Here is a 22,518-nt window from a genome sequence, read left to right on the forward strand (position 1 = left end):
CCTTGACCACCGAATTAATATTGATAAAAAAAAGGGCTATTAAGCCCTTTTTCTATTTACGATGTTGATCAAATTCTTCTTTAAGTTTCTGATAACGCTCTTTCCACTCGTCTGGTAGCTTTTTCGGGATATCTTTGAGACTTTTCAGTTGAAATGCAAATACACAGGCAGCGAAACCAACCGTACTAATAGCCATTCCTGTCCAGATCATCAGTGAGAAACCGGCAAATAATGGATTCCAAAGCAAGATAAAGCTGAAAATAATGCCTAAAATGGCAAATAACAAATTCCATCCCCAAGATTTACTACCGTAATTTTTGAGATCAAAGGAAAAGGACAGCAGTTGGAAGGATTTAAAAAGTGCATAAAAACCCACGATAAATGCCAAGGTGCTCGCTGATAACAGCGGGTTAGCAATCAGCAATATGCCGAATAGGGTATAGAGGATGCCCCCGGTGAGGTACCAGCCCCAACCATCCACTTCATCTTTATTCTGCACGGCAAAAATGATTTCCAAAATACCGGAAATAATAAATGACCATGAAAATAGAATTGCTAATGTGAGAAATGCAGCAACAGGTGTGGAAATGGTATAGAAACCCAAAAGAATTAATAGAATACCGATAATCAATGGGATATACCAGTGCTTGATGGATGTCCGGATCGTTTTAAAAAATGAATTTGCCATAATAATGAGTTAAAATATTGCAGATAAAAAAGCCCCATTAATTTCTTAACGAGGCCTTACATATATAAAACTGATTAAATTAGGCAAAAGGAAAATGTACTAGATCTTTCCAGTCTCTTTTAAAAGTTTGTAATATGCATACACAATATTGATTTCAGCATTTGTGTATTTCAATTCCGCTTCAAGTTTTGAATTTGAAGCATCCATGATATCGACGATCAACGCCAATTGGTTCAAATACTTTTTCTCAATAATACGATAGTTCTCATCTGCAAGCGCTTTATTGTACTCCAAAGTCTTGCGTTGTGAGTAGGCCTCATTGTATTTAATGTATGCAGTATTAACAGCTACGCTGGTTTTTTGTTTCAGAGCGCTTGCGTATTTCTCGTTTTTTTCAATTTGTAGATCATTTAGCTTAAGCTTTTTTCCAGTTGTGTAGACTGATGAAATCGTATAGCTTAGCGAGATACCCGTATTCCAGGTATTCATGTATTTGTCGATCACCGGCATCACATTGGTGATGGGTTTCACAAGACTGTTTCCCGCGAATACGCTAAGGGCAGGGGATCGTTCTGATTTTGTAATCGCCTTTTCTGTCTGCAGAAGCTCGGTCTCTTTGGCCGCAAGTTGAAGGCCCGGGCTGGACACATAAGCATCTTGTTTCAAGCTCGCAAGGTCTGCCAGCTGAAATCTGCTATCTAATAGTTTATCATCCGGCTCAATTACTGTGCCCTCCTGTAGTCCTAACGCAACTATAAGCTCGTCATTCAGGATTTTCCGATTGTTTTGAATGACCTCTTTTGCTAGTTCCAATTCAGATATTTGCAATTGGTTTCGGATGACATCATTTTTGGTGATCATGCCCTGTTTATATAATTTTTCCGTCAGGTCAAGCCTTTTGTGGGCGAGCTCAATATTTTGATTATAGACAGCTTCTTGATTTTTAAGTTTGAATAGATCAAGGTAATACCCTAAAACCAAAATTTTAATGTTCTGTTCTTCATTCTTATGATCTAATTCAGCCAGTTCTTCTCCAAGAGAGGATGCTTTGATACTATTTTTTACCACACCTCCTTTCCAGATAAGTTCTTTCGCCTCCAAAGCATAATTATTGCCGAAATGGGGTAGAGGTACCTTTTCCGACCCCGAGAGGTCTTTGTCGATCAACGCAGCATCGCCGAGGTAAAAGGCAGATGCCGAAGCGCTGATTTCGGGAAGCCTTCTTAATTTTGCAACTTCAGTTTTTTGTTGGGCGATACTTACAGCTGATGCCGAAACGATAAGATTTGGGTGGTTATGGATAGCAAGTTCGAACAGTTTTTCAATTGTTATTTTCTGGCTGTTTATGCTGTCTTGACCGTATGTTTGATTGCAAAAGAATGTAAAGAAGCATAACGTCAAGTAAAAACCTATTTTTCGGGCTCTTGACTTCGTATTCATGGTATTTAACTTTGTTTATATATGTGATACAAAGTTAGTATGCCTTGGGGGGACAAGAAATGTTTGATTCCTGCTTTATGATGTTCAATTGGTAACAAGATTGGCTTGCTGTTCACGAAATAGCTTGGGTGTTATCCCGACATGTTTTTTGAAAAACTTGCTAAAAGCATATTGATCTGAAAAATTAAATTCCTGTGAGATTTGATTGATTGTTTTGGTAGAAATGGTGAGTTGCGCTCTAGCTTCTGTGACTAGCCAGTTACTAATAATTTCAGAGGGCGATTCTTTTGTGATCTCCTTGACGCTGATCGACAGGTATTTGATGGAGATGTTGAGGCGGTCGGCGTAGAATGCTAGATCGCGCTGTTCTTTGTAGTGATCGGCTATAAGCTGTAAAAAATGAACGGTAATTTCTTCCTTTCTTTTGTTGTGTGTCTTTCCAGAGCTTTCGCCGGCGGTATAGATCACATCGGCCAAAAGGTAAATAATCGCCATAAAAATATTGATATTGGCTTTTTGGAGAAAATCCTTCTTCGGATCGATCGGTTTTTTACGGTTGCTATGCAAAGTGCATAACAATGCCCAGATCGCTTCAAAATCGTTGGGGGCGGGAGTAAAAGGTGTGGAACGATTGGCATTGATTAACCGATACGCATCGTATCGACTGATCGACAATCGTATTCGGTTGGAAAAATTCCGGTCATAATGAAGTATTTTAAATATAGCATCGGTACTAATTGTCGTAAAGCAGTAGTACTTATTGTATCCGATAAAGAGGATATTGCCAGCTTGGAGATCGGTGGGCGTACCATTGCTATTGACCTGAATAGAGCCTCTATACAGCAGGATACAAGTCGTCCATAAGGGGTGATAGTAGTAGTCTTCTCCCTGCGCAGGAAGTTCTGATTGATCTATAAGTTCTATTTCATTCATTTTTTCAATAAAAAAGTAAGGAATAGCGTAGGCAACTTTACCGCTATAATAGCAAAAAATTGTTATATCCTGTTTAGGAAAAAGGGACAATCAGTTTCTTTTGTGCTGGAGGCTCTGCAATATAGGATTTATGGAGCAGCCTTAGAGCGACTCCATAAATTTTGTATTACCGCTCTTAAAAAGCGACTTTTTTAGGGTCCGATCCGGAAAACCCCATTTCAGGTAAATCGAGGATAGTTTTGATATCGTTTACTGTCAGCTCAAAATCGTCGATAGCTAAATTTCTTTTTATATTATCGGGATTGGTTGATTTTGGTAACGGCAAGATGCCCTGAGATAAGGCAAATTTGATACAGAGTTGTCCAACACTTGTATTCTTTTCCTTAGCCAGTGCAACGAGTATTTCATCCTGCAATATTCTGCCCGAACCCAGGGGTGACCAAGCCTGAACAAGGATGTCATTGGATTGGCAGAGCGCCACGGTATCTTTCTGAAGATAACCCGGATGAAATTCAATTTGGTTCACGGCAGGTATGATTGTCGCTGACTCCAATAATTTGGCGAGGTAGTCTTTTGGGAAATTACTCACACCAATGGCTTTTATTTTTCCCTGTTGATAAAGATACTCAAAAGCTCGCCAGGTGTCCGCGTTGATGTCAGCCCAGTTTGCAAATTGTGTTTCATTGGCTGGCCAGTGAATCAGGTAAAGATCGAGATAGTCCAATTGTAGATCGCTGAGTGATTTTTCAAATGCAGCAATAGTCTTATCGTATCCACGTTCGGTATTCCAGAGTTTTGTTGTAATAAACAGTGAATTACGATCTATACCACTGTCTTTTATAGCCTTTCCAACACTCTTTTCGTTTCCATATATAGCCGCAGTGTCAATATGTGTGTATCCAGCGGCAAGAGCTTCTTTAACTGCATGATAAGCTTCTTCGCCCTCGGGAATTTGCCAAGTTCCAAATCCAATTGCCGGAATTTCAACTCCATTGTTCAATTTGAATGTTTTCATTGTCAGTTGTGTTTTTTAATTTGAGCTAAAATAGGATTTCGCCTGTAGTATCCGGTCACTGAAATGTCAAGAGGGATACTTTTGGGTGGAGGTGAAGCGACTTATTCTGTATTGCCAAAATATATTTATTTTCACAATTTTATTGTCAAAAGGGGGGCAATTCCTCGTTAATTATGGCATTAATTCTTATCTTTAGGCGAATTTTTGAGAAATTCAGATTTTTCAATGATTTCACATAGCATTAAAAATTAAACATATTTCTAATAGATTACTATGTCAAACAAATCAAAAATTGTTTGGACAAAAACAGATGAAGCTCCTTTATTAGCGACTTATTCGTTTTTGCCTATCGTTCAAGCGATTACAGCTACAGCTGGTATCGATGTTGAATTGAGAGATATCTCTTTAGCAGGCCGTATTCTTGCTAGCTTTCCAGAATTTTTAAAAGAAGATCAAAAAATTGCTGATGCATTGGCTGAGTTGGGACAGTTGGCAACAACTCCTGAAGCAAACATCATTAAGTTACCGAATATCTCCGCATCAATTCCGCAGTTAAAAGGTGCTATCGCTGAATTACAGCAAGCAGGATACGCCGTTCCGAACTATCCTGATGAAGCGACCACAGATGAAGAAAAGTCAGCCAAAGCTAAGTATGCAAAGGTATTGGGTTCTGCTGTAAATCCTGTATTACGTGAAGGAAACTCAGATCGCCGTGCACCTAAAGCGGTTAAGAATTATGCAAAAGCAAACCCACATAAAATGGGTGCTTGGGCGAAAGATTCCAAAACAAAGGTGTCATCCATGACTTCAGGTGATTTCTATGGTTCAGAGCAGTCGGTAACCGTTGAAAATGAAGGCCAATTCAAAATTGAGTTTGTTGATGCGCAAGGTGCAGTAACAGAATTAAAAGGACTTTCTGCATTGAAAGCGGGTGAAGTTATTGATTCTTCAACGTTAAGCTTAACTGCATTGAAAGCTTTTGTAGCTGATGCTATCGCTGAAGCGAATGCCGCAGGAGTATTGTTGTCTGCGCATTTAAAGGCAACAATGATGAAAGTTTCTGATCCGATTATATTTGGTGCTGTTGTTGAAACTTATTTTGCAGATGTTTTTGCGCAATATGGCGATTTGTTCAAAGAGCTGGGTATCAATAAAAATAACGGTTTAGGCGAGGTTTATGCTAAAATTGCTGGTCATGCAAAAGAGGCTGAGGTGAAAGCTGCTATCGACGCTGCTATCGCAAATGGCCCTGCTTTAGCGATGGTAAATTCGGATAAAGGCATTACAAATTTCCACGTGCCTTCTGATGTAATTATTGACGCTTCTATGCCAGCAATGATCCGTATCGGTGGTAAGATGTGGAATAAAGACGGTCAAGAAGAAGATACGATTGCTATGGTTCCTGATCGTTGTTACGCTGGCGTTTACGAAGCGACAATTGAAGACTGTAAGGAGCATGGTGCTCTAGATCCAAAAACAATGGGCTCTGTGCCAAACGTAGGTTTGATGGCGCAAAAAGCTGAGGAATACGGATCCCATGATAAAACTTTTCAAGCTGCAGGAAACGGAGTTATTCGCGTGGTTGATGCGGAAGGAAATGTTTTCATGGAGCAAAAAGTAGAGACAGGAGATATCTTCCGTATGTGTCAAACGAAAGATGCTCCGATTCAAGACTGGGTGAAATTGGCTGTAAATCGTGCTCGTTTATCTGAAACACCAGCTGTATTCTGGTTGGACGAAAACCGTGCACATGATAGAGAAATTATCAAAAAAGTAGAAAAATACTTGCCAAACTTTGATACAACTGGTTTGGATATTCGTATTTTATCTCCGATTGATGCAACGAAATTCTCTTTGGAACGTATTCGTAAAGGCGAAGATACTATTTCCGTAACTGGTAACGTATTACGTGATTATTTGACGGATTTATTCCCGATCTTAGAAGTGGGTACATCAGCTAAGATGTTGTCGATCGTTCCATTGATGAATGGTGGTGGTTTATTTGAAACAGGTGCTGGTGGTTCGGCCCCGAAACACGTAGAACAGTTCCTTCAAGAAGGTTACTTGCGTTGGGATTCATTAGGTGAATTCTTGGCACTTGGTGCTTCTTTGGAACACTTGTCTCAAACACAAAATAATCCAAAAGCGCTGGTATTGGCGGAGACATTGGATGAAGCAACGGAGAAATTCCTGGCTAATGACAAATCTCCGGCACGTAGAGTTGGTCAGATCGATAACCGTGGGTCGCATTTCTACTTGACATTATACTGGGCTCAGGCTTTGGCAGCACAAACAAAAGATGCTGAATTAGCTGAGAAATTTGCGACCGTTGCAAACGTATTAACAGAAAATGAAGCGAAAATCAATGAAGAACTGATCGCTGCTCAGGGGCATGCACAAAACATCGGTGGTTATTATTTCCCGAATGATGAATTGGCAGCTAAGGCAATGCGTCCATCTGAAACATTGAATAATGCAATTTCCAGCATTTAAGCTGTAATTGCTTTCATAAAAAAAGAAGCCCAGTTCGATTGATCTGGGCTTTTTTGTTGTTTGCAAAAAGAAATAATTCTGCTATTTTAATGGATGTTTGACACCTGTAAAGGTCATCTTAACAGGTATGATATGTCCATTTTTGTCAAATTTCATTTCTTCGATGCAGGTTACCCGCTCATTGGCTCCATCTTTGCCAAGTGGTCTACGGTGATAGACAATAAAATATTTGTCCTTGTTGGGTACTTTGATGACTGAATGATGTCCGGCGCCAACAGCGACTTCCGGATCCCGTTCCAATATTGTCCCGATGCGCTCAAAAGGGCCAAAGGGCGAGTCGGCGATGGCATAAGCGACTTTGTAGTCGGGGCCTGTCCAGCCGCCTTCCGACCACATGAAATAATATTTTCCGTCTTTTATAAACATAAATGGTCCTTCGACGTAATCTTTAGGGGTGATTTCTTTATAAAAGGTCCCATCATCAAAAGGGAGCAAGCCTGTGAAATCTGGTTTGAGTTTGACCATATTGCAGTGTTTCCAACCGCCGTAATACATGTAGAAAGTGCCGTCTTTATCTTTGAAAACAAACTGATCTATCGGCTGAGCGCCATTGATAATATCGTTGATTAAGGGTTTGCCCAATAGGTCGGTATAAGGGCCTTCTGGCTTGTCGGCCACAGCGACCCCAATGCCTCCGATCTCTCCCTGATGCACATCATTGGCTCCGAAAAACAGATAATATTTGCCCTTATTTTCCAATACTGCAGGTGCCCACATGGCTTTTTTCGCCCATTTTACGTTGCTGTTCTCCAAGATACGGCTATGTTTTGTCCAGGTGGCCAAATCGGAAGATGAAAACGCGTCAAAGAATATCTGCTCTTCATAAGGCGCTGAATAGGTTGGGAATATCCAGTATTTATTGCCATAGATAATACCTTCAGGATCAGCGTAGTTTCCCTTGATAACAGGGTTCTTCTGGGCAAAAAGAGTAGCGGTTAAAAGTAAGGTTGTTGATGTTAGAAATGTTTTGATCATTTTGTCTGTTTAAACTTGTAAGTTACGGGATAGATTTGATTGGGATGTGCCTAAATGGATCATTTGTATGCCCATTTGTCTCATTGTTTTCTTTAAAAATGTTAAAATTTTGTTAAAATATTATTATGCTTTCGATTGTTTCCGATTTATTTCACATATTTGTTTATGTCATTTCCAAATGGCATAAATACTTTTCATAAAATAGGTTAATAATATGGCTAAGATACCCAAAGTCTCCCAGACTTTGGGTGTTTTTTTATTGTCGCTCCAATCCAAAAATCATGACTAGTTTTCTTTCATTATATAAATTTAAGGTTTGTTCAGCTATGTCAAATTGAATTTGTCTTTGTTCAAAAATTTGAAAAAAATCATTTTCGATATTTATGCCATTGCAGGCGCGCATGGTGCTTGCGAGGTGCAGAAAGCTGATTTTGTCGTCTTTAATGACGAAATTTCCCCAAAAATTGTTGCATCCCGTTGTCCCGGTAATCGTGCCATTTTTGGCATCGAACCCGATACTTGCTTTGCTGGAGCTAACATCCTTTCCATTTAACTGAAGCAGATTCCACTTAAAACGGGCAAGAAATGCGGCCACACTGGGCAGTTCGTTTGCACGTTCTTTCGATAGGACTTCAATTAAACTATAACTGACGGAGTCTGTATCTTTTTGTTTCGTTTGTTTTACGCGAATGCGGTAACGGTAGCCTTCCTCGTAATCGAAACCTTGAATTGTTGACGTGAAGTATTCCCATTTATTCCTTTTGTCAGATTTTACCTGTAGACATTTCAGTTTGCCAAGGCTCTGGGCATTCACGTAGTTTTCTCCAACTTCCCATGTGGCCACCGCTGTATTTTCCGATAGTGATTTTGTAATCGTTTTGGCTAAGGTATATGTCGAATGTGAATCGTTTTGACGTTTGCGAATCCTGATGTCATATTCAAATTTGGGGTCATAATCAAATTGCAAGATTTCGGCATAGAATTTCTCCCAATCTTTGCTGTTGTAGTACTTGACAAGATACGGCGGTGTTTGCTGAAGACCAGATTTTACTTTTACGCGAAATGAAGAGCTCTGGGCAAGTAAGCTTTGACAGGGCAGTAAGAGTGTTAAAAAAAGGAGTAATGAAATGTATGTGGAAGGCTTCTTCATAATTAGCATGTAAATATCAATAAAAACGTATCTTTAAACATGAATATTGCACGAATGAATCTGTGCCTGCTACTTGTATTTTTTCTGTTAAGTCTGCAGGTTTACAGCCAAAATAGGAAGGATTATTTTAAAACGCAAATTGCCCTTGGGGAATTGACGGATCCACAATTGAAAGAGGTGTCGGGTATTACACCGGCTTATCAGGAGGGCAATTTTTGGGTACATAATGATAGTGGTGATGGTGCAACTATTTATTTAATCGATCGTCAGGCCAAACTACTCAAGAAGTTTTCACTCGAAGGGGTATCTGTCGTCGACTGTGAGGATATCGATCGGGTGAAAATTGGGGACACCTATTTTCTCGTCCTTGCGGACATCGGAAACAATGCCGGGAAAAGAACCTGGACATGCCTGTATGTATTTCCTGAGCCTCAGGCTGATGATGCTGGGCTTATTCCGAAGAAGTCGATTCGGGCTATCTTTCTTAAATTTCCGGGCCAGAAACGTTTAGATGCCGAATCGATTATGATTGATCCAATAGACAAAATGTTGTATGTAATATCTAAACGTGAATTTCGATCGACTGTTTATTCCGCAGCGGTATTTACAAATTCTAAACAGCAGTATTTTACCTTAAATAGCGTAGCGGAGCTGCCATTTACTTTTGCTACTGCTGCCGCTATAGATCCGACGGGTACACAGTTGCTTGTAAAGAATATTACCCATATTTTCTATTGGCAGAGAGACCGGAATGAATCCTGGAAACAGTTATTCCAACAAAAGCCGGTTATTCTGCCTTATCAGGTGGAGCCACAAGGGGAAGCGATAGCTTTCGATAGCAAGGGAAATGGATTTTATACAATTAGCGAGCGTCCATTTGGTTTAAAATCCTATCTTTATTTTTTTGAAAGAAATCAATAAATTTATGATAAACACTAGACCTATTTTCAGTTATTCGGTGCATAATTTTCATCAAACCGAACCTATCAAAAACTGCCTATTTTGTTCAAGAGGTATTAGGCTTATGTTAATTGCCTTCGTTTTATTTTTATGTACTCCGACGAACACCTTTGCTGCCAAAGTGGACACCCTGTCCATTCGGAGTCCATCCATGGGTAAAGCAATTAAGACTGTCGTAATTCTTCCTCAAAATTACTCGAACAAAATCAGTTATCCGGTCCTTTACCTGTTGCATGGTTATTCCGGTAATTATAGCAATTGGGTTAAAAATTCAAGTGTGAGCGCATTGGCGGATCAGTATGGTTATATGGTCGTTTGTCCCGATGGTGGTTTCGGAAGCTGGTACTGGGATGTCGCGAATGATAAAAACTACCAATATGAAACTTTTGTGTCCAAAGAGCTGATTGATTATATGGATCAGCATTATTCGACGATCAAAGATCGGAGCGGAAGGGCAATTACGGGATTAAGTATGGGTGGGCATGGTGCGCTGTCGCTGGCCATAAAACATCAGGATAGCTATGGCGCCGCTGGAAGTACAGCTGGTGGGGTAGATTTTAGACCTTTTCCCTTAAACTGGGAAATTAAAGATCGCATCGGGAATTACGCTGATGTACCGCAAGAATGGGATAATCGGGTTGTTATTAATATGGTGCCCAAATTAGTCAATAATAAACTTCGCCTAATCATCGATTGCGGTAAGGAAGATTTTTTCTATACCGTGAATGTTGCACTGCACGATAAATTGATGTACCATAATATAAATCATACCTTTGTTACAAGTGAAGGTGGACACAATTGGGAGTACTGGTCTCGGTCAATTGTTTATCAAATGGCTTTTTTTAAGGGATATTTTGATCAAGCGAAGAAAAGTGAAAAGAAAAATAGATAAATATTTGGCATAAATGAATAAAATGCTATTTTTGTTAAACAGAGACCTTAACTAACAAATTATAAACTTATTATTAAGCCTTACAAATTGTAAGGCTTTTTTATTATTTTCAGCAAAATTTTTGACTTCACTTGATTATGTTTAAACCTATAAAGGTTGTATTTTGTTTTTCTCCCATTTTGTTCTGCGCGCAGCAAGCGTATAGTCAACAGTCTAAATCTATTTCTGGGTTTGTTAGGGACAGTATCAGTGGTGAGAATATCATTGGCGCCGTCATACGAAACGATACAGAGAAAAAATCCACCGCTTCAAATAAATATGGTTTTTTTAGTTTGTCTGTCCGTGATGCCGGCAAAGGAATGGAAGTATCATCTGTAGGCTATCGAACGAAAGCATTCTCTGTCCACCTTGACAAGGACTCCACGTATATTATTCAGTTGGTACCTGAGGAAAATCAGCTCGCTGAGGTTACCGTAACTGGAAATAGGCGCAAATCAATAAAGGATCTAACCCCTGGATTGACACAATTTAGCCCTAAGGAAATCGAAAAAGTTCCTGTACTATTTGGAGAAAAGGATATTCTCAAGACCATTCAGCTATTTCCCGGAGTAACCAGTGGGGGCGAAGGAAGCAGCAATTTTTACGTGCGTGGCGGCGGTGGTGACCAAAATCTGATTTTGCTGGATGAGGCTCCTGTCTATAACAGTTCTCATTTGTTCGGTTTTTTTTCGACCTTTAATTCCGATGCGATCAAAGACGTGAATTTCTACAAGGGAGGTGTTCCAGCCCAATATGGAGGCAAAATATCATCGGTGATGGAAATAACCACCTTGGATGGAAACAACCAGCATTTCAATGTAGAAGGTGGCTTGGGTCTTATTGCTTCGCGTCTTAAATTGGAAGGACCAATTCAAAAAGGCAAGAGCTCATTTATGATCTCCGGTAGACGTACCTATGCCGATCTTTTCTTAAAGCTTTCAAGTGATGAGAATATTAAAAAGAGTGCGCTCTTTTTTTATGACCTCAATGCAAAATTAAATTATCGCATCAATGATAAGAATACACTTTACTTGTCTGGATATTTCGGCAAGGACGCGATGGCTTATCATGATTTGTTTGATTTCAATTGGGGAAATGCGACTGGAACCATGCGTTGGAACCATGTGTGGAGCAATAGGTTGTTTAGCAATACTACGCTTATTTTTAGCAAATTCAATTATCAGGTTAAGATTGAGGATGATAACAACTTTAAAATTCGTTCAGACATCTTTAATTATAATTTTAAACAAGATTTTCAATACAATCTTTCGGACCGTCACAATCTAAAATTTGGATTGCAGGCAGCCTTGCAGGAAATCCGACCGGCAAGTATCGAAGCGGGGGAAGATTCGAAGGTGAATTCATTGCAAATTCAACATCGCAAGGGTGCTGATGTTGCTGCTTATCTAACCGATGACTGGTCTATTACAGATCGTTTAAAATTAAATTACGGACTGAGGGCATCCGCTTACGCAACATTGGGGCCGGGTACATTTTATACCTTCGATCCTGCAGGTGAGGCCGTAGATTCTACCTATGTGGGAAATGGCAAGTTGGGTAAAAAGTACTTTTATCTGGAGCCTCGCGTTTCATTAAACTACGCTATCAATGATTTAACGACGGTAAAGGCATCTTTCAATACAAATGTTCAGTACCTGCATCAATTGAGCAATACAACCAGTAGTCTTCCTACAGATCAATATGTACTGAGCAATAATACGATTAAGCCGCAGCTATCCAATCAGTATTCGCTAGGTTACTTTCGGAATTTTGCATCCAACAGATATGAATTCTCTGTTGAAGGTTATTATCGAGATTTAAAGAACCAGATTGACTATAGGAATGGCGCCGATCTACAGGCAAATGAATTGCTGGAGGGAGAATTGCTGTTTGGAAAAGGTAGAGCGTACGGAATTGAATGGTTTCTGAAAAAGAGACTGGGACGATTTAGCGGCTGGCTGAGTTATACTTTGTCCAAAAGTGAGCGGCAATTTGAACAAATCAATGATGGCGCATGGTTTAGTGCACGGCAGGACAAAACGCATAATATAGCTATCGTAGCGCAGTATCAGTTAAATCCGAAGTGGAATTTAAGTGCAAATTTCGTATACTATACAGGAGATGCTGTAACGATGCCCGCGGGGAAATATTTTGTTGACGATCGTACGATCTTTTATTACGATAAAAGAAATGGGCAGCGGATGCCTGCTTATCACCGTCTGGATTTGGCAGCAACTTATGATATTAAGCGAACAAAGAATAGCTACTCGAGCTTGTCGTTTGGCCTATATAATGCCTATAATCGAAAAAATGCTTATTTGATCGACTTTAGAGAAAAAGAAGGACAATCCAATGTCACCGAGATTTATCGGATAGCATTATTTGGGACGATCCCATCGATTACTTGGAATTTTAAATTTTAGCAAAGAATGAAGAAGATATTAGGAGTTATAGCTGTTGCATTATTTACTTTAGTGAGCTGCGAAGACAAAATAGATTTGGAACTGCCCGAAAATACAGGTCAATTGGTTATCACCGCAGATTTGATGGTTTCAGATCAACAACATGAGATTAGTATACAGAAGGTTGTAAGTATTAAAGACTCTCTATTTTCTCCGATAACAGATGCAGAAGTGATCGTTAAGAATATGCAAAATAATCGCACTTATATGTTTCAAGCGGGGGCTGATGGGCTGTATACCAATAAGACATTACGGTTACAGGAGAAGGTCACTTACCAGTTGCAGGTAAAGACCGCTGATGGAAGGGAGATTCAAGGGGTATCAAAGGTTCCCAGCTATGTGGAGGTGGATTCTATAGGGCTTTCAGAGCGAATTATTTTTACTGACACGATTTACTATCCGACCCTCGTATTTATCGATCCACCGGAAAAAGGTAACTATTATAAGTATAAAATGTCGGTCAATGGAGGTAAATTACGTTTTATTGATGTCTTTAACGATAAGTATAACAATGGTTTAGAGGTGCAGCATGATATTGTCGACCGCGATAGAGATTTGAAAGTTGGTGATCGTGTGCGTATCCTGCGTCAATGTATCGATGTAGGCGCCTACAATTACTGGAATAGTTTTCAAATGATCAATCCTGGTTCGGCTTCGCCAGCTAATCCGATTTCAAATTTAAGCAACAATGCACTGGGGTATTTCAGTGTCAGTGTAGGTAAATATTACGAATCTGAGGTGACGTTTACTAGAAGTAAACCTTAATCTATTCTCGAAAGCTGATAGTGATTTTTTAATAGAAACTCTATTGTTTTAGGCAGAACATATTCGACACGGGGAATGGCTTTGATATTATCATGAAAAATAATAACAGAGCCATTTTTAATGTTGGGCAGAACGTTTTCCAGGCATTTTTGGGGACTTAAATTCGGATCAAAATCACCCGACATAATATCCCACATGATCACTCGGTATTTTTTATAGAGTTGGCGGAGTTGGGATTTTGTTGCTCGGGCATAAGGCGGACGAAAAAGATCGGTCTGGGTCAGTTCCTGGCATTTCGCAACATTTGCCAAATACTGCTCATCATTTGTTTCCCAGCCTTTGAGGTGGTTGTAGGTATGGTTGCCTACCTGATGCCCTTCATCTAAAATTCGTTGAAACAAATGTGGATTTTTTTTAATATTTTCACCAACACAAAAAAATGTTGCCTTTGCCTGATATTTTTTTAGGATATCGAGTATAAAAGGTGTAATTTCAGGAATTGGACCATCGTCAAAAGTAAGATAGACTTTTTTTTCATGACGTGGCATATTCCATATTGATTTGGGATATAGCCATCTAAGGAAAAATGGAGATTTGACAAAATACATAACCGATAAATGAAGTTCAAATCTAAAAAAAAATGTATGGTTCTACATATGGACATGAAAAGATTTTATTATTCTGCAGTAGTATTTACTGGGTTATTTCTAGGAACTAATGATTTGGTTCAAGCCCAACAGGTTGTAGGGGTGGCAGAAGCCATTCGTATGACATTGGAACGGAACGTACAGACAAAACAAGCGGCGCTGAACAAAGATCTTGCGGAGCAGGACTTGTTTCAGGCAAAAAGTAATTTATTGCCAAACCTGAGTGCTAGCGTGGATCAAAGTTTTCGTTATGGCTTTGGTTTTGATTTAACTTCCGGACGAATCGTCAATAACACCTGGACAAAAGGAACCAGTGGCTCGGTGGGATCGAGTGTCAATTTATTTCAGGGCTTTCAACAGATCAATCAGATCAAAGCGAATAAATTGCAACTGGAGTCTACGGCGACTCAGGTGGATAAGATCAAGAATGACCTTGTGCTCAATGTGTTGGTTAATTATTTGGAAGCGATTACCAATCATGAGATGATGGTTGCGAGTGAAGACCAGATCGCTTTGTCGAAACAGCAATTTTCATTGGACTCTATTCAGTTTGCGGTTGGCAATAAAACAATTGCCGATCTTGCCAAATCAAAAAATCAGGTTGCTACAAATGAATTGAACAAAGTTAATTTGAAAAATTCATACGAAATGTCTTTGTTGACCTTGAAGCAGCTGATGGAAATGCCTCCTGAAACGCCTATTTCCTTGGAACGTCCAAGCTTGGAATCTATATTGGTTCATGCAGTGGATAAAAATGCGGTGGATGTCTACCAGAAAGCGCTCACATTGCAGCCGGATATTCATAAGTCTGCATTGGATAAAGAGGTCGCATTGAAACAAATCGATATTGCGAAGGGGGGCTATTATCCGACACTCAATTTGAACGTGAGTTATGGAACGAATTACTCCTCTGCAACAACAAGGCAAACAGATCCATTGGATCCTGCGACCCTTTTTAGAGTGCCTTTTGGCCAACAGATATCGGATAATAAGTCTTTTTTTACCGGTTTATCTCTTGCTATTCCAATTTTTTCAAGAAATCAGAATAAAGTAAATGTGGCAAAGGCAAAGATCGGTTTGAAACAGGCTGAAGCCTCCGAGCAATTGGCAAAAAATAACTTAAACAAGGCCGTTAATCAGGCTGTGCTGGATGTGAATGCGGCCAAACAACGCTATAGCTCGGCTACCGTAGCATTTGAAAGTGCTGAAACAGCATTTAAGGCGACAAAAGAACGTTACGATATTGGTATGGCGAATTCATTGGAGTTGTTTACTGCTCAAACGGAACGAAATAAGGCCGAATTTGACCTTATTCAAGCAAAATATAATGTAATATTCAGATCAAAGATCATCGATTATTACCTCGGAAATCCAATTCAATTCGATAACAATTAACCTATTTGATTTAACAAAAGAAATGGCAAAGAAAAAACGTAGCATTGGAAAAATTATATTGATTATAGTAGTGCTCTTGGTAGTCCTTGGTTTTATAGGTTTTAAAGCAGGCTGGTTTGGCAAAGGAGAGATTACTAAAGTCGCGGTGGATGTAGTAAAAGAGACTGATGTTGATGAATTAGTTTCTGCAAGTGGGAAGATTCAGCCTGAGGTGGAGGTTAAACTGAGTTCAGAGGTATCTGGAGAGGTTGTTGAGCTTAACATTAAAGAAGGTGATTTTGTTAAAAAAGGACAAGTACTCTGTCGGATCAAACCAGATATTTTGCAATCTGGTTATGATCGATCTGTTGCAGCAATGAATTCACAGCGGGCCAATTTAGCCGCTGCACAACAGCAATTAAAACAACAGGAAGAAAATTTTAAAAATGTAGCTGCTACCTATAAACGGAATCAGGAACTTTTTGAAAAACGTGTTATTTCTGCTTCAGAAATGGATAAGAGCTCGGCCGAATATTATGCAGCACAGGCTTCTATCCAGGCACAAAGAGAGACAGTGCGTTCTACAAAATATGGTATTGACCAATCACAAGCCTCAGTAAAAGAAGCGCAAGATAATTTAAATCGGACGACAATTTACGCGCCATCAGATGGCATCATTTCTCTCTTGTCTATCGAAAAGGGAGAGCGTGTGGTTGGAACGGCGCAGATGGCGGGTACAGAAATTATGCGTATCGCCAATATGAGTTCGATGGAGGTTAATGTCGATGTAAATGAAAATGATATTAACAATGTAAGAGTAGGGAATCAAGCTGAGATTGAAGTCGATGCTTTTAAGGACAGAAAGTTTAAAGGTGTTGTGACCGAAATCGCTAGCTCGTCTAAAAACATCGCAACGACTACTACGGCGACATCATCGACAGATCAGGTGACAAATTTTAATGTAAAAGTTCGCATTAGTGCAGAATCGTATCAAGACTTGATGAAAGAGAATGTGGCATCGCCATTTAAACCAGGACTGTCTGCAACAGTTCAGATATTTACAAAACACGATAAAGGACTGGTTGTACCGATTCAATCGGTGACCGTGCGCTCTGATGATAAAGACTCTACAAATACAAATAAGAAAGTTGATGAATATGTATTTGTCCTAAAAGATAAAATAGTTAAGCAGGTTTTGGTTAAGACAGGTATTCAGGATGATAAAAATATCATTGTTACCTCAGGACTGAAAAAAGGAGACGAGGTCGTTTCTAGACCATTTGATGCGATTTCCAAAACCTTAAAAGACGGTAGTCAAGTTGAAAAAGTTGATAAATCAAAGTTATAAATCTCTTTGTAGATAATAATTAATAAAAAGGGAATTGTTTTTTAATAATTCCCTTTTTATTTTCCTTATAATTTATTAAATTTAAATAACCCAATTGTTAGCGGCTTATGAAAAGGCTATTGGCTTATTTTAAATTTAGTAAAACAGAACAAAATGGATTTTTCATTATTTTGGTGATTATCGTTTTGTTTGTGACGATTTATACGCTGATCAAACGTAATACGAGGGATCCTATTCCTAATCAGGCCAAACTTTTTGAACAGTCCTTTCATGACTCCATCGAGATTTCCAGTCCTACCGATAAACAGGAGTTTAACAATCCCTATTTGAATAAAAACGAAAGTAGGGAATCCATATCGCCGACTCCAGATTTAAATGATGAAAAGCTATTTTATTTTGATCCAAATAATTTACCTCACGCCGACTGGCATAAGTTGGGACTTTCTGATAAACAGATCGCGGTGCTGAAAAACTATGAAAAAAAAGGGGGGCGATTTAAGGTAAAAACCGATCTGAAGAAAATCTACTCTATTAATGAGCGACTTTACAAGAGATTAGAGCCTTACATCCAAATAAAAACAATTCCCGATTCGGAACGAACAAAACAACAGGACAGAGCGTCTTTGTTGTATGATAAATTTGAAAGAAATAAAGCAGAACTTATTGATATTAATACTTGTGATACTACGGCATTAATCAGTCTTAAAGGGATAGGCTCAATTCTATCCAAGCGCATTTTGAAATATAAAGATGTTCTTGGTGGTTTCTATCGTATAGAACAGTTAAAGGAGGTTTATGGAGTTACGGCTGAAACGTATGATCTAATTAAAGACTATATTGTTGTAGCTAATTTAGATGGAATCAAAAAAATCAATATTAATAAAGTTGATGCAACTTCATTGGCTAAACATCCGTATCTTAGCCCTAAAGATGCGAAACTAATCGTCAATTATCGGGATCAACATGGAAGTTATGTCAATATAGAAGATTTGACAAAAATAGGAACACTTTCAGATCTTGCGATTGCGAAGATTGCGCCTTATTTAATATTTGAGAATGATTCAAGATAAATTGAAACTGGAAATCCGGGATATTGTGGATTTTCCTAAACCTGGTATTGTCTTTAAAGATATTACCCCTTTGTTGAAAGATGCGGCATTGTGTAGCGAAATGGTTGATGCGATTATTGATCAGTTGCAGGGAATAGAGATAGATGCTATTGCTGGAATTGAGAGCCGGGGTTTTCTATTTGGATTTTTACTTGCCAATAGGCTGGGCTTGCCTTTTATTCCAATTCGAAAACAAGGTAAATTACCTTTTAAGACCGTCTCTGAATCTTATGCTCTGGAATACGGTCAGGCAACGATTGAAATCCATGAAGATGCTTTTGAAAAAGGAAGCCGCATATTGGTTCACGACGACCTTTTAGCAACAGGGGGTACCGTCGTTGCTGCCAGTAAACTTATTGAAAGACTTGGTGGCGAGATCGTGGCTTATAGTTTTATCATCTCTTTGGACTTCCTAAAGGCGAAAGGAAGATTATCCAGGTTCAGTGATAATATCTTTTCATTGGTAAGTTATTAATTTAAAAATATACGATTTAGAGCATCTCACATGATACTTTTTGCAAACGCTAAACTAAACATTGGACTGCAAGTAATTGCCAAGCGTACGGATGGTTATCATGAGCTGAACAGTGTTTTTTATCCACTTCCAATTTACGATATTATCGAATTATTGGATACGACTGGCACGGAGACAACACTAAATATTCAGGGAGAACATATCCCAGGAAATCTCCGTGATAACCTTTGTATAAGAGCTTTTGAATTGTTGGAAAAAGATTATGGCATTCCGCCCGTTTCAATTGATTTGATCAAACAAATTCCGATTGGAGCAGGCTTAGGTGGCGGTTCTGCCGACGCGTCTTTTGTTTTGAAAGGGCTCAATACGCTCTTTCAATTGAATCTTACAGCAGAGCAACTAGCGGGCTATGCCGCAAAGTTAGGAGCCGATTGCCCTTTTTTTATCGCAAATAATCCTGTTTTTGCAACAGGTATTGGGACTGATTTTAAAGACTTAAATCTAAATTTGGATGGCTACCATATTGCAGTCATTATGCCCAATATTCATATTTCTACAGCTGAAGCCTATGCTGGTGTACAACCTAAGGTACCCGAAGTTAATTTGGAAGAAGCGATTCGTTTGCCTATCCAAGAATGGAAGTTTCATATTCGAAATGATTTTGAGGACGGTATTTTCGAGAGTTACCCATTGTTGAAAGAAATCAAAGAAACTTTATATCAAAAAGGAGCGATTTATGCTTCTATGTCAGGTTCCGGAGCGGCTATTTATGGTATATTTTGGGAAAAAACAGATTTAAGCGGGCTTGCAAAATATGGCAAGATCTATCATCCAACCAAGCTGTAAGAATATTATCGATTACTAAAAAAGCGTTATGTCTATCTGTTCAAACGGGTATACATAACGCTTTTTTTAGTATGTTATTAATACTCTTCTTCCACTTGATAGTTTATGAGTTCGCGAGCCTCATTTAAAACCTTTTCTTTCCGTTCTTTTGTTAAGTTTAGGAGATCCAATTTTTCGGGATTATTAACGATATCTTTCACTAAAATAAGCTGATTTTTGAGCAGTTGTTGTTCTTCAAGGTCTGAAAGAGTTGTTAGACAAGTGACCGGATAAAAAACTGCTTTATCTACTCTTTTTTTAATGCTATTTTCTTTGGGGTAATCCCAAGAGAGCAGGTTGATATTATAATATTTGGCAAAATCAATCGAATCGGAGGTGAAGTAAGCATTGGTAATCAGCCAGCCTTCTTGAAACTGCAGCTGCTTCCCAAAAAACTGATACTTGATATTGCTGATATCGTTGAATCTGGAAAGATAATACATCGGCGTTGTGACCGATATTTTAGCGTCAATATCGTTTCGAAATTTACATTCCGCGGTGATCAGTTTGCCGTCCTTATAGGCGACAACGTCCAATTCATGCGAAACAGCATGCCCCTGCACGGTCTGTCCCGTGGTGCTTTCATAGCCGATGGATCGCAATAGGTGAGCAATGTATTTTTCGAAGTAGAAGCCTTCAGGACCAAGTTCACGCAGAGCTTTCTTAAGGCTATAGCGTGCGGCAAAGGAATTTCGTACTGTTTTTAAAGTATCAAAGGCCAACTGATAGAGTTCTCTTGTTGAAATGCCATCATATATTTCGTTGAGTACCTTATCGTAGACCTGATTGACCTGGTCAGCATTGGCACCGGAACGAGAAAGCGAATGGCGTAGCGATTCACCATTAAAGGGTACCAATTCACCAGAATATTTTTTGATTTGCATGTATTTCTAATTTGTTAAATACGAATATAAGAGATGTCGTCGGAGAAACAACATAAAAAACTATTATTCTATTCCTAAACTTTTTTAGGGCACCATTTGTTTATAACATGTACGATAAATAAAATAGAGATAATTATGAGTAACCTACTAAACTTTGCATTTGATAAGATAAAAACAAAGATCGAAGACGATTGTATCGAAGAAAATATTGGCACTTCAGAGCGTGTTCTGTCGGTGATTGCCGGCGGATTCATATTGGGCTTGGGTGTTAAAAAACTGTTTAAATCCCCACTTACTGGATTGTCTGGACTAACCCTTGGTGGAGCTTTGATCTATCGTGGCGTAACCGGCCATTGTGATGTTAAGAAAGTATTAGAAGATAAGGATATCAAAAAAGTAGAGGTGATAGAGCATCGCTATTTTGTTAAATAGTAAGCCTTGTATCCCTAGCTTAATGTAAAAGTGTTTTTAGTGGAGGCTTCTATAGGTCTGCTTGACAATAATGCGGTATTTACTTCGCCCTGTGAGCGGGGTTCGACTACGGTGAGCGCACAGTGACTGTACAATAAAAAGGTGGACTCAACGTGGACTCATGGTGGACTCACTGTGCTTACAAGGCGAATTTGGTAATGGCCCGTCCGCTAGGTAGGGCATAGTTTTGACAATAAAAAAGGAGATGATAAAGTATAAAAAAGAGGCGAACACTTCAAAAGTGTTCGCCTCTTTTTTATGCTTACCTGTTTGAACAGGCGGGATGGTTATACGTTAAAACGGAAGTGCATGATATCGCCATCTTGGACAATATATGTTTTTCCTTCCACTGATAATTTTCCAGCTTCTTTTACTGCATTTTCGGAGCCAAGCGTGACGAAATCGTCATACTTAATTACTTCAGCGCGGATAAATCCTTTTTCGAAATCTGTGTGAATTACACCTGCAGCCTGAGGTGCTGTAAATCCATTCTCAATCGTCCAAGCGCGGACCTCTTGTACGCCAGCGGTAAAATAAGTTGCCAGATTTAAAAGCGAATATGCGGCACGGATCAGCTTGTGTACGCCAGATTCTTCAAGACCAAGGTCATCTAAGAACATTTTGCGTTCTTCGTAGCTTTCCAGTTGTGCAATTTCGGATTCGATCTGAGCAGAAATAATCAATACTTCAGCTTTTTCGTCTTTTACAGCTTCCTTAACACGTTCTACATAAGCGTTTCCTGTGTTGACGGAGCCTTCATCTACATTACATACATAAAGTACAGGTTTAGCGGTCAATAATGCTAAATCCTGAATAAACTCAAAATCTTCAGCTTCAATCGCTGCAGTCCGTGCAGATTTGCCAGCCTCAAGATGATCTTTAACGATTGATAGGATGTCAAATGTTCTTTTTGCGTCTTTGTCACCGCCTGTTTTAGCCATTTTTTCAACCTTTTGGATACGTTTTACAACAGTATCCAAATCCTTAAGCTGTAATTCGGTGTCAATGATTTCTTTATCTCTGATCGGGTCTACCGAACCATCAACGTGGATTACGTTTCCGTCGTCAAAACATCTTAAAACGTGAATAATAGCATTGGTTGTACGAATATTTCCTAAGAATTGGTTGCCTAAGCCTTCACCTTTTGAAGCTCCTTTTACAAGACCTGCGATGTCGACGATCTCGATTGTATTTGGAACAACGCGTTGTGGGTTGACTAATTCAGCTAATTTATTGAGACGGGCATCCGGTACGGTAATTACCCCAACATTTGGTTCAATTGTACAAAATGGAAAGTTTGCCGCTTGCGCTTTCGCGTTCGACAAACAGTTAAATAATGTTGATTTACCGACGTTTGGTAAACCTACGATACCGCATTGTAAAGCCATATATAGTGCAAATTTTTGAAATTGCACAAAGATAGAAAATTCACTGTAATTTTTAGCTATCTTGT

The 22,518-nt window shown here is 39.1% G+C and carries 20 protein-coding genes; 11 read left to right on the forward strand and 9 right to left on the reverse strand.

All coding sequences use genetic code 11. From position 1 onward, the window contains the following. Nucleotides 1–52: 52 nt before the first annotated feature. From ACHWSC_RS25875 to ACHWSC_RS25890, 4 genes are all read right to left on the reverse strand, one after another. Complete coding sequence (locus ACHWSC_RS25875; protein WP_394678784.1) at nt 53–688, reverse strand: HdeD family acid-resistance protein; 636 nt, start codon at nt 686–688, stop codon at nt 53–55. A 99-nt stretch (nt 689–787) separates the two neighbouring features. Further along, complete coding sequence (locus ACHWSC_RS25880; RefSeq protein ID WP_394678785.1) at nt 788–2,128, reverse strand: TolC family protein; 1,341 nt, start codon at nt 2,126–2,128, stop codon at nt 788–790. 84 nt (nt 2,129–2,212) lie between these two features. After that, entirely contained in the window at nt 2,213–3,061 is an 849-nt protein-coding gene (locus ACHWSC_RS25885; RefSeq protein WP_394678786.1) for a helix-turn-helix domain-containing protein, read from the reverse strand. 175 nt (nt 3,062–3,236) lie between these two features. Next, entirely contained in the window at nt 3,237–4,076 is an 840-nt protein-coding gene (locus ACHWSC_RS25890; protein WP_394678787.1) for an aldo/keto reductase, read from the reverse strand. Nucleotides 4,077–4,349: 273 nt separating this feature from the next. Between ACHWSC_RS25890 and ACHWSC_RS25895 the strand changes: the two genes are divergently transcribed. Next, nucleotides 4,350–6,569 carry an NADP-dependent isocitrate dehydrogenase gene (locus ACHWSC_RS25895; RefSeq protein WP_394678788.1) on the forward strand — a complete coding sequence of 740 codons (2,220 nt, stop codon included), beginning with the start codon at nt 4,350–4,352 and terminating at the stop codon, nt 6,567–6,569. Between the two features lie 81 nt (nt 6,570–6,650). Here the strand turns inward: ACHWSC_RS25895 and ACHWSC_RS25900 are convergent, their stop codons facing one another. Continuing rightward, on the reverse strand, nt 6,651–7,604 hold the full coding sequence (locus ACHWSC_RS25900; RefSeq protein WP_394678789.1) for a glycoside hydrolase family 43 protein: 954 nt from the start codon (nt 7,602–7,604) through the stop codon (nt 6,651–6,653). 256 nt (nt 7,605–7,860) lie between these two features. Beyond that, nucleotides 7,861–8,754: a DUF4377 domain-containing protein gene (locus tag ACHWSC_RS25905; RefSeq protein ID WP_394678790.1), complete on the reverse strand. Its 894-nt coding sequence runs from the start codon at nt 8,752–8,754 to the stop codon at nt 7,861–7,863. 39 nt (nt 8,755–8,793) lie between these two features. On the opposite strand from ACHWSC_RS25905, the gene ACHWSC_RS25910 reads away from it, so the two are divergent. From ACHWSC_RS25910 to ACHWSC_RS25925, 4 genes are all read left to right on the forward strand, one after another. Next, the gene (locus ACHWSC_RS25910) at nt 8,794–9,675 is read left to right on the forward strand and encodes a hypothetical protein (RefSeq protein ID WP_394678791.1); all 882 of its coding nucleotides are present in this window, start codon (nt 8,794–8,796) and stop codon (nt 9,673–9,675) included. 4 nt (nt 9,676–9,679) lie between these two features. Then, nucleotides 9,680–10,606 (forward strand): alpha/beta hydrolase, encoded by a 927-nt coding sequence (locus ACHWSC_RS25915; protein ID WP_394678792.1) that lies wholly within the window; start codon nt 9,680–9,682, stop codon nt 10,604–10,606. A gap of 137 nt (nt 10,607–10,743) precedes the next feature. Further along, nucleotides 10,744–13,068, forward strand: coding sequence for a TonB-dependent receptor domain-containing protein (locus tag ACHWSC_RS25920; RefSeq protein ID WP_394678793.1), 2,325 nt, complete (start codon nt 10,744–10,746; stop codon nt 13,066–13,068). Nucleotides 13,069–13,074: 6 nt separating this feature from the next. Next, nucleotides 13,075–13,872 carry a DUF4249 family protein gene (locus ACHWSC_RS25925; RefSeq protein WP_394678794.1) on the forward strand — a complete coding sequence of 266 codons (798 nt, stop codon included), beginning with the start codon at nt 13,075–13,077 and terminating at the stop codon, nt 13,870–13,872. Here the strand turns inward: ACHWSC_RS25925 and ACHWSC_RS25930 are convergent. After that, a complete protein-coding gene (locus ACHWSC_RS25930) occupies nt 13,869–14,420 on the reverse strand; it encodes a polysaccharide deacetylase family protein (protein ID WP_376747311.1) in 552 nt (183 codons plus the stop codon). The two genes, ACHWSC_RS25925 and ACHWSC_RS25930, sit on opposite strands and share 4 nt — an antisense overlap. A gap of 114 nt (nt 14,421–14,534) precedes the next feature. On the opposite strand from ACHWSC_RS25930, the gene ACHWSC_RS25935 reads away from it, so the two are divergent. From ACHWSC_RS25935 to ispE, 5 genes are all read left to right on the forward strand, one after another. Then, nucleotides 14,535–15,914 (forward strand): TolC family protein, encoded by a 1,380-nt coding sequence (locus ACHWSC_RS25935; RefSeq protein ID WP_394678795.1) that lies wholly within the window; start codon nt 14,535–14,537, stop codon nt 15,912–15,914. Between the two features lie 22 nt (nt 15,915–15,936). Continuing rightward, complete coding sequence (locus ACHWSC_RS25940; protein ID WP_120336006.1) at nt 15,937–17,241, forward strand: efflux RND transporter periplasmic adaptor subunit; 1,305 nt, start codon at nt 15,937–15,939, stop codon at nt 17,239–17,241. Between the two features lie 107 nt (nt 17,242–17,348). Then, entirely contained in the window at nt 17,349–18,311 is a 963-nt protein-coding gene (locus ACHWSC_RS25945) for a helix-hairpin-helix domain-containing protein (RefSeq protein ID WP_394678796.1), read from the forward strand. Beyond that, on the forward strand, nt 18,298–18,825 hold the full coding sequence (locus tag ACHWSC_RS25950) for an adenine phosphoribosyltransferase (RefSeq protein WP_046676245.1): 528 nt from the start codon (nt 18,298–18,300) through the stop codon (nt 18,823–18,825). The genes ACHWSC_RS25945 and ACHWSC_RS25950 overlap by 14 nt, the downstream gene beginning before the upstream one ends. Nucleotides 18,826–18,855: 30 nt before the next feature. Further along, nucleotides 18,856–19,671 (forward strand): 4-(cytidine 5'-diphospho)-2-C-methyl-D-erythritol kinase, encoded by an 816-nt coding sequence (gene ispE / locus ACHWSC_RS25955; protein WP_394678797.1) that lies wholly within the window; start codon nt 18,856–18,858, stop codon nt 19,669–19,671. 77 nt (nt 19,672–19,748) lie between these two features. Here the strand turns inward: ispE and ACHWSC_RS25960 are convergent, their stop codons facing one another. Beyond that, a complete protein-coding gene (locus tag ACHWSC_RS25960) occupies nt 19,749–20,594 on the reverse strand; it encodes an ATP cone domain-containing protein (RefSeq protein WP_120336002.1) in 846 nt (281 codons plus the stop codon). Nucleotides 20,595–20,729: 135 nt separating this feature from the next. On the opposite strand from ACHWSC_RS25960, the gene ACHWSC_RS25965 reads away from it, so the two are divergent. Next, complete coding sequence (locus tag ACHWSC_RS25965) at nt 20,730–21,026, forward strand: DUF2892 domain-containing protein (protein ID WP_046676248.1); 297 nt, start codon at nt 20,730–20,732, stop codon at nt 21,024–21,026. A gap of 326 nt (nt 21,027–21,352) precedes the next feature. Here the strand turns inward: ACHWSC_RS25965 and ychF are convergent, their stop codons facing one another. Beyond that, complete coding sequence (ychF, locus tag ACHWSC_RS25970) at nt 21,353–22,453, reverse strand: redox-regulated ATPase YchF (RefSeq protein ID WP_075992480.1); 1,101 nt, start codon at nt 22,451–22,453, stop codon at nt 21,353–21,355. Between the last annotated feature and the right edge of the window lie 65 nt (nt 22,454–22,518).

The organism is uncultured Sphingobacterium sp., assembly GCF_964277905.1.
GTDB classification, from domain to species: domain Bacteria; phylum Bacteroidota; class Bacteroidia; order Sphingobacteriales; family Sphingobacteriaceae; genus Sphingobacterium; species Sphingobacterium siyangense.

Excerpts from the sequence above, each read along its gene's own strand:
- ACHWSC_RS25905 (WP_394678790.1), bottom strand. The coding sequence starts at position 8,754 with ATGAAGAAGCCTTCCACATACATTTCATTACTCCTTTTTTTAACACTC.
- ACHWSC_RS25945 (WP_394678796.1), top strand. The coding sequence starts at position 17,349 with ATGAAAAGGCTATTGGCTTATTTTAAATTTAGTAAAACAGAACAAAAT.
- ACHWSC_RS25965 (WP_046676248.1), top strand. The coding sequence starts at position 20,730 with ATGAGTAACCTACTAAACTTTGCATTTGATAAGATAAAAACAAAGATC.
- ispE (WP_394678797.1), top strand. The coding sequence starts at position 18,856 with ATGATACTTTTTGCAAACGCTAAACTAAACATTGGACTGCAAGTAATT.
- ACHWSC_RS25915 (WP_394678792.1), top strand. The coding sequence starts at position 9,680 with ATGATAAACACTAGACCTATTTTCAGTTATTCGGTGCATAATTTTCAT.
- ACHWSC_RS25885 (WP_394678786.1), bottom strand. The coding sequence starts at position 3,061 with ATGAATGAAATAGAACTTATAGATCAATCAGAACTTCCTGCGCAGGGA.
- ACHWSC_RS25935 (WP_394678795.1), top strand. The coding sequence starts at position 14,535 with ATGAAAAGATTTTATTATTCTGCAGTAGTATTTACTGGGTTATTTCTA.
- ACHWSC_RS25895 (WP_394678788.1), top strand. The coding sequence starts at position 4,350 with ATGTCAAACAAATCAAAAATTGTTTGGACAAAAACAGATGAAGCTCCT.
- ychF (WP_075992480.1), bottom strand. The coding sequence starts at position 22,453 with ATGGCTTTACAATGCGGTATCGTAGGTTTACCAAACGTCGGTAAATCA.
- ACHWSC_RS25930 (WP_376747311.1), bottom strand. The coding sequence starts at position 14,420 with ATGCCACGTCATGAAAAAAAAGTCTATCTTACTTTTGACGATGGTCCA.
- ACHWSC_RS25900 (WP_394678789.1), bottom strand. The coding sequence starts at position 7,604 with ATGATCAAAACATTTCTAACATCAACAACCTTACTTTTAACCGCTACT.
- ACHWSC_RS25910 (WP_394678791.1), top strand. The coding sequence starts at position 8,794 with ATGAATATTGCACGAATGAATCTGTGCCTGCTACTTGTATTTTTTCTG.
- ACHWSC_RS25875 (WP_394678784.1), bottom strand. The coding sequence starts at position 688 with ATGGCAAATTCATTTTTTAAAACGATCCGGACATCCATCAAGCACTGG.
- ACHWSC_RS25960 (WP_120336002.1), bottom strand. The coding sequence starts at position 20,594 with ATGCAAATCAAAAAATATTCTGGTGAATTGGTACCCTTTAATGGTGAA.
- ACHWSC_RS25890 (WP_394678787.1), bottom strand. The coding sequence starts at position 4,076 with ATGAAAACATTCAAATTGAACAATGGAGTTGAAATTCCGGCAATTGGA.
- ACHWSC_RS25925 (WP_394678794.1), top strand. The coding sequence starts at position 13,075 with ATGAAGAAGATATTAGGAGTTATAGCTGTTGCATTATTTACTTTAGTG.
- ACHWSC_RS25920 (WP_394678793.1), top strand. The coding sequence starts at position 10,744 with ATGTTTAAACCTATAAAGGTTGTATTTTGTTTTTCTCCCATTTTGTTC.
- ACHWSC_RS25880 (WP_394678785.1), bottom strand. The coding sequence starts at position 2,128 with ATGAATACGAAGTCAAGAGCCCGAAAAATAGGTTTTTACTTGACGTTA.
- ACHWSC_RS25940 (WP_120336006.1), top strand. The coding sequence starts at position 15,937 with ATGGCAAAGAAAAAACGTAGCATTGGAAAAATTATATTGATTATAGTA.
- ACHWSC_RS25950 (WP_046676245.1), top strand. The coding sequence starts at position 18,298 with ATGATTCAAGATAAATTGAAACTGGAAATCCGGGATATTGTGGATTTT.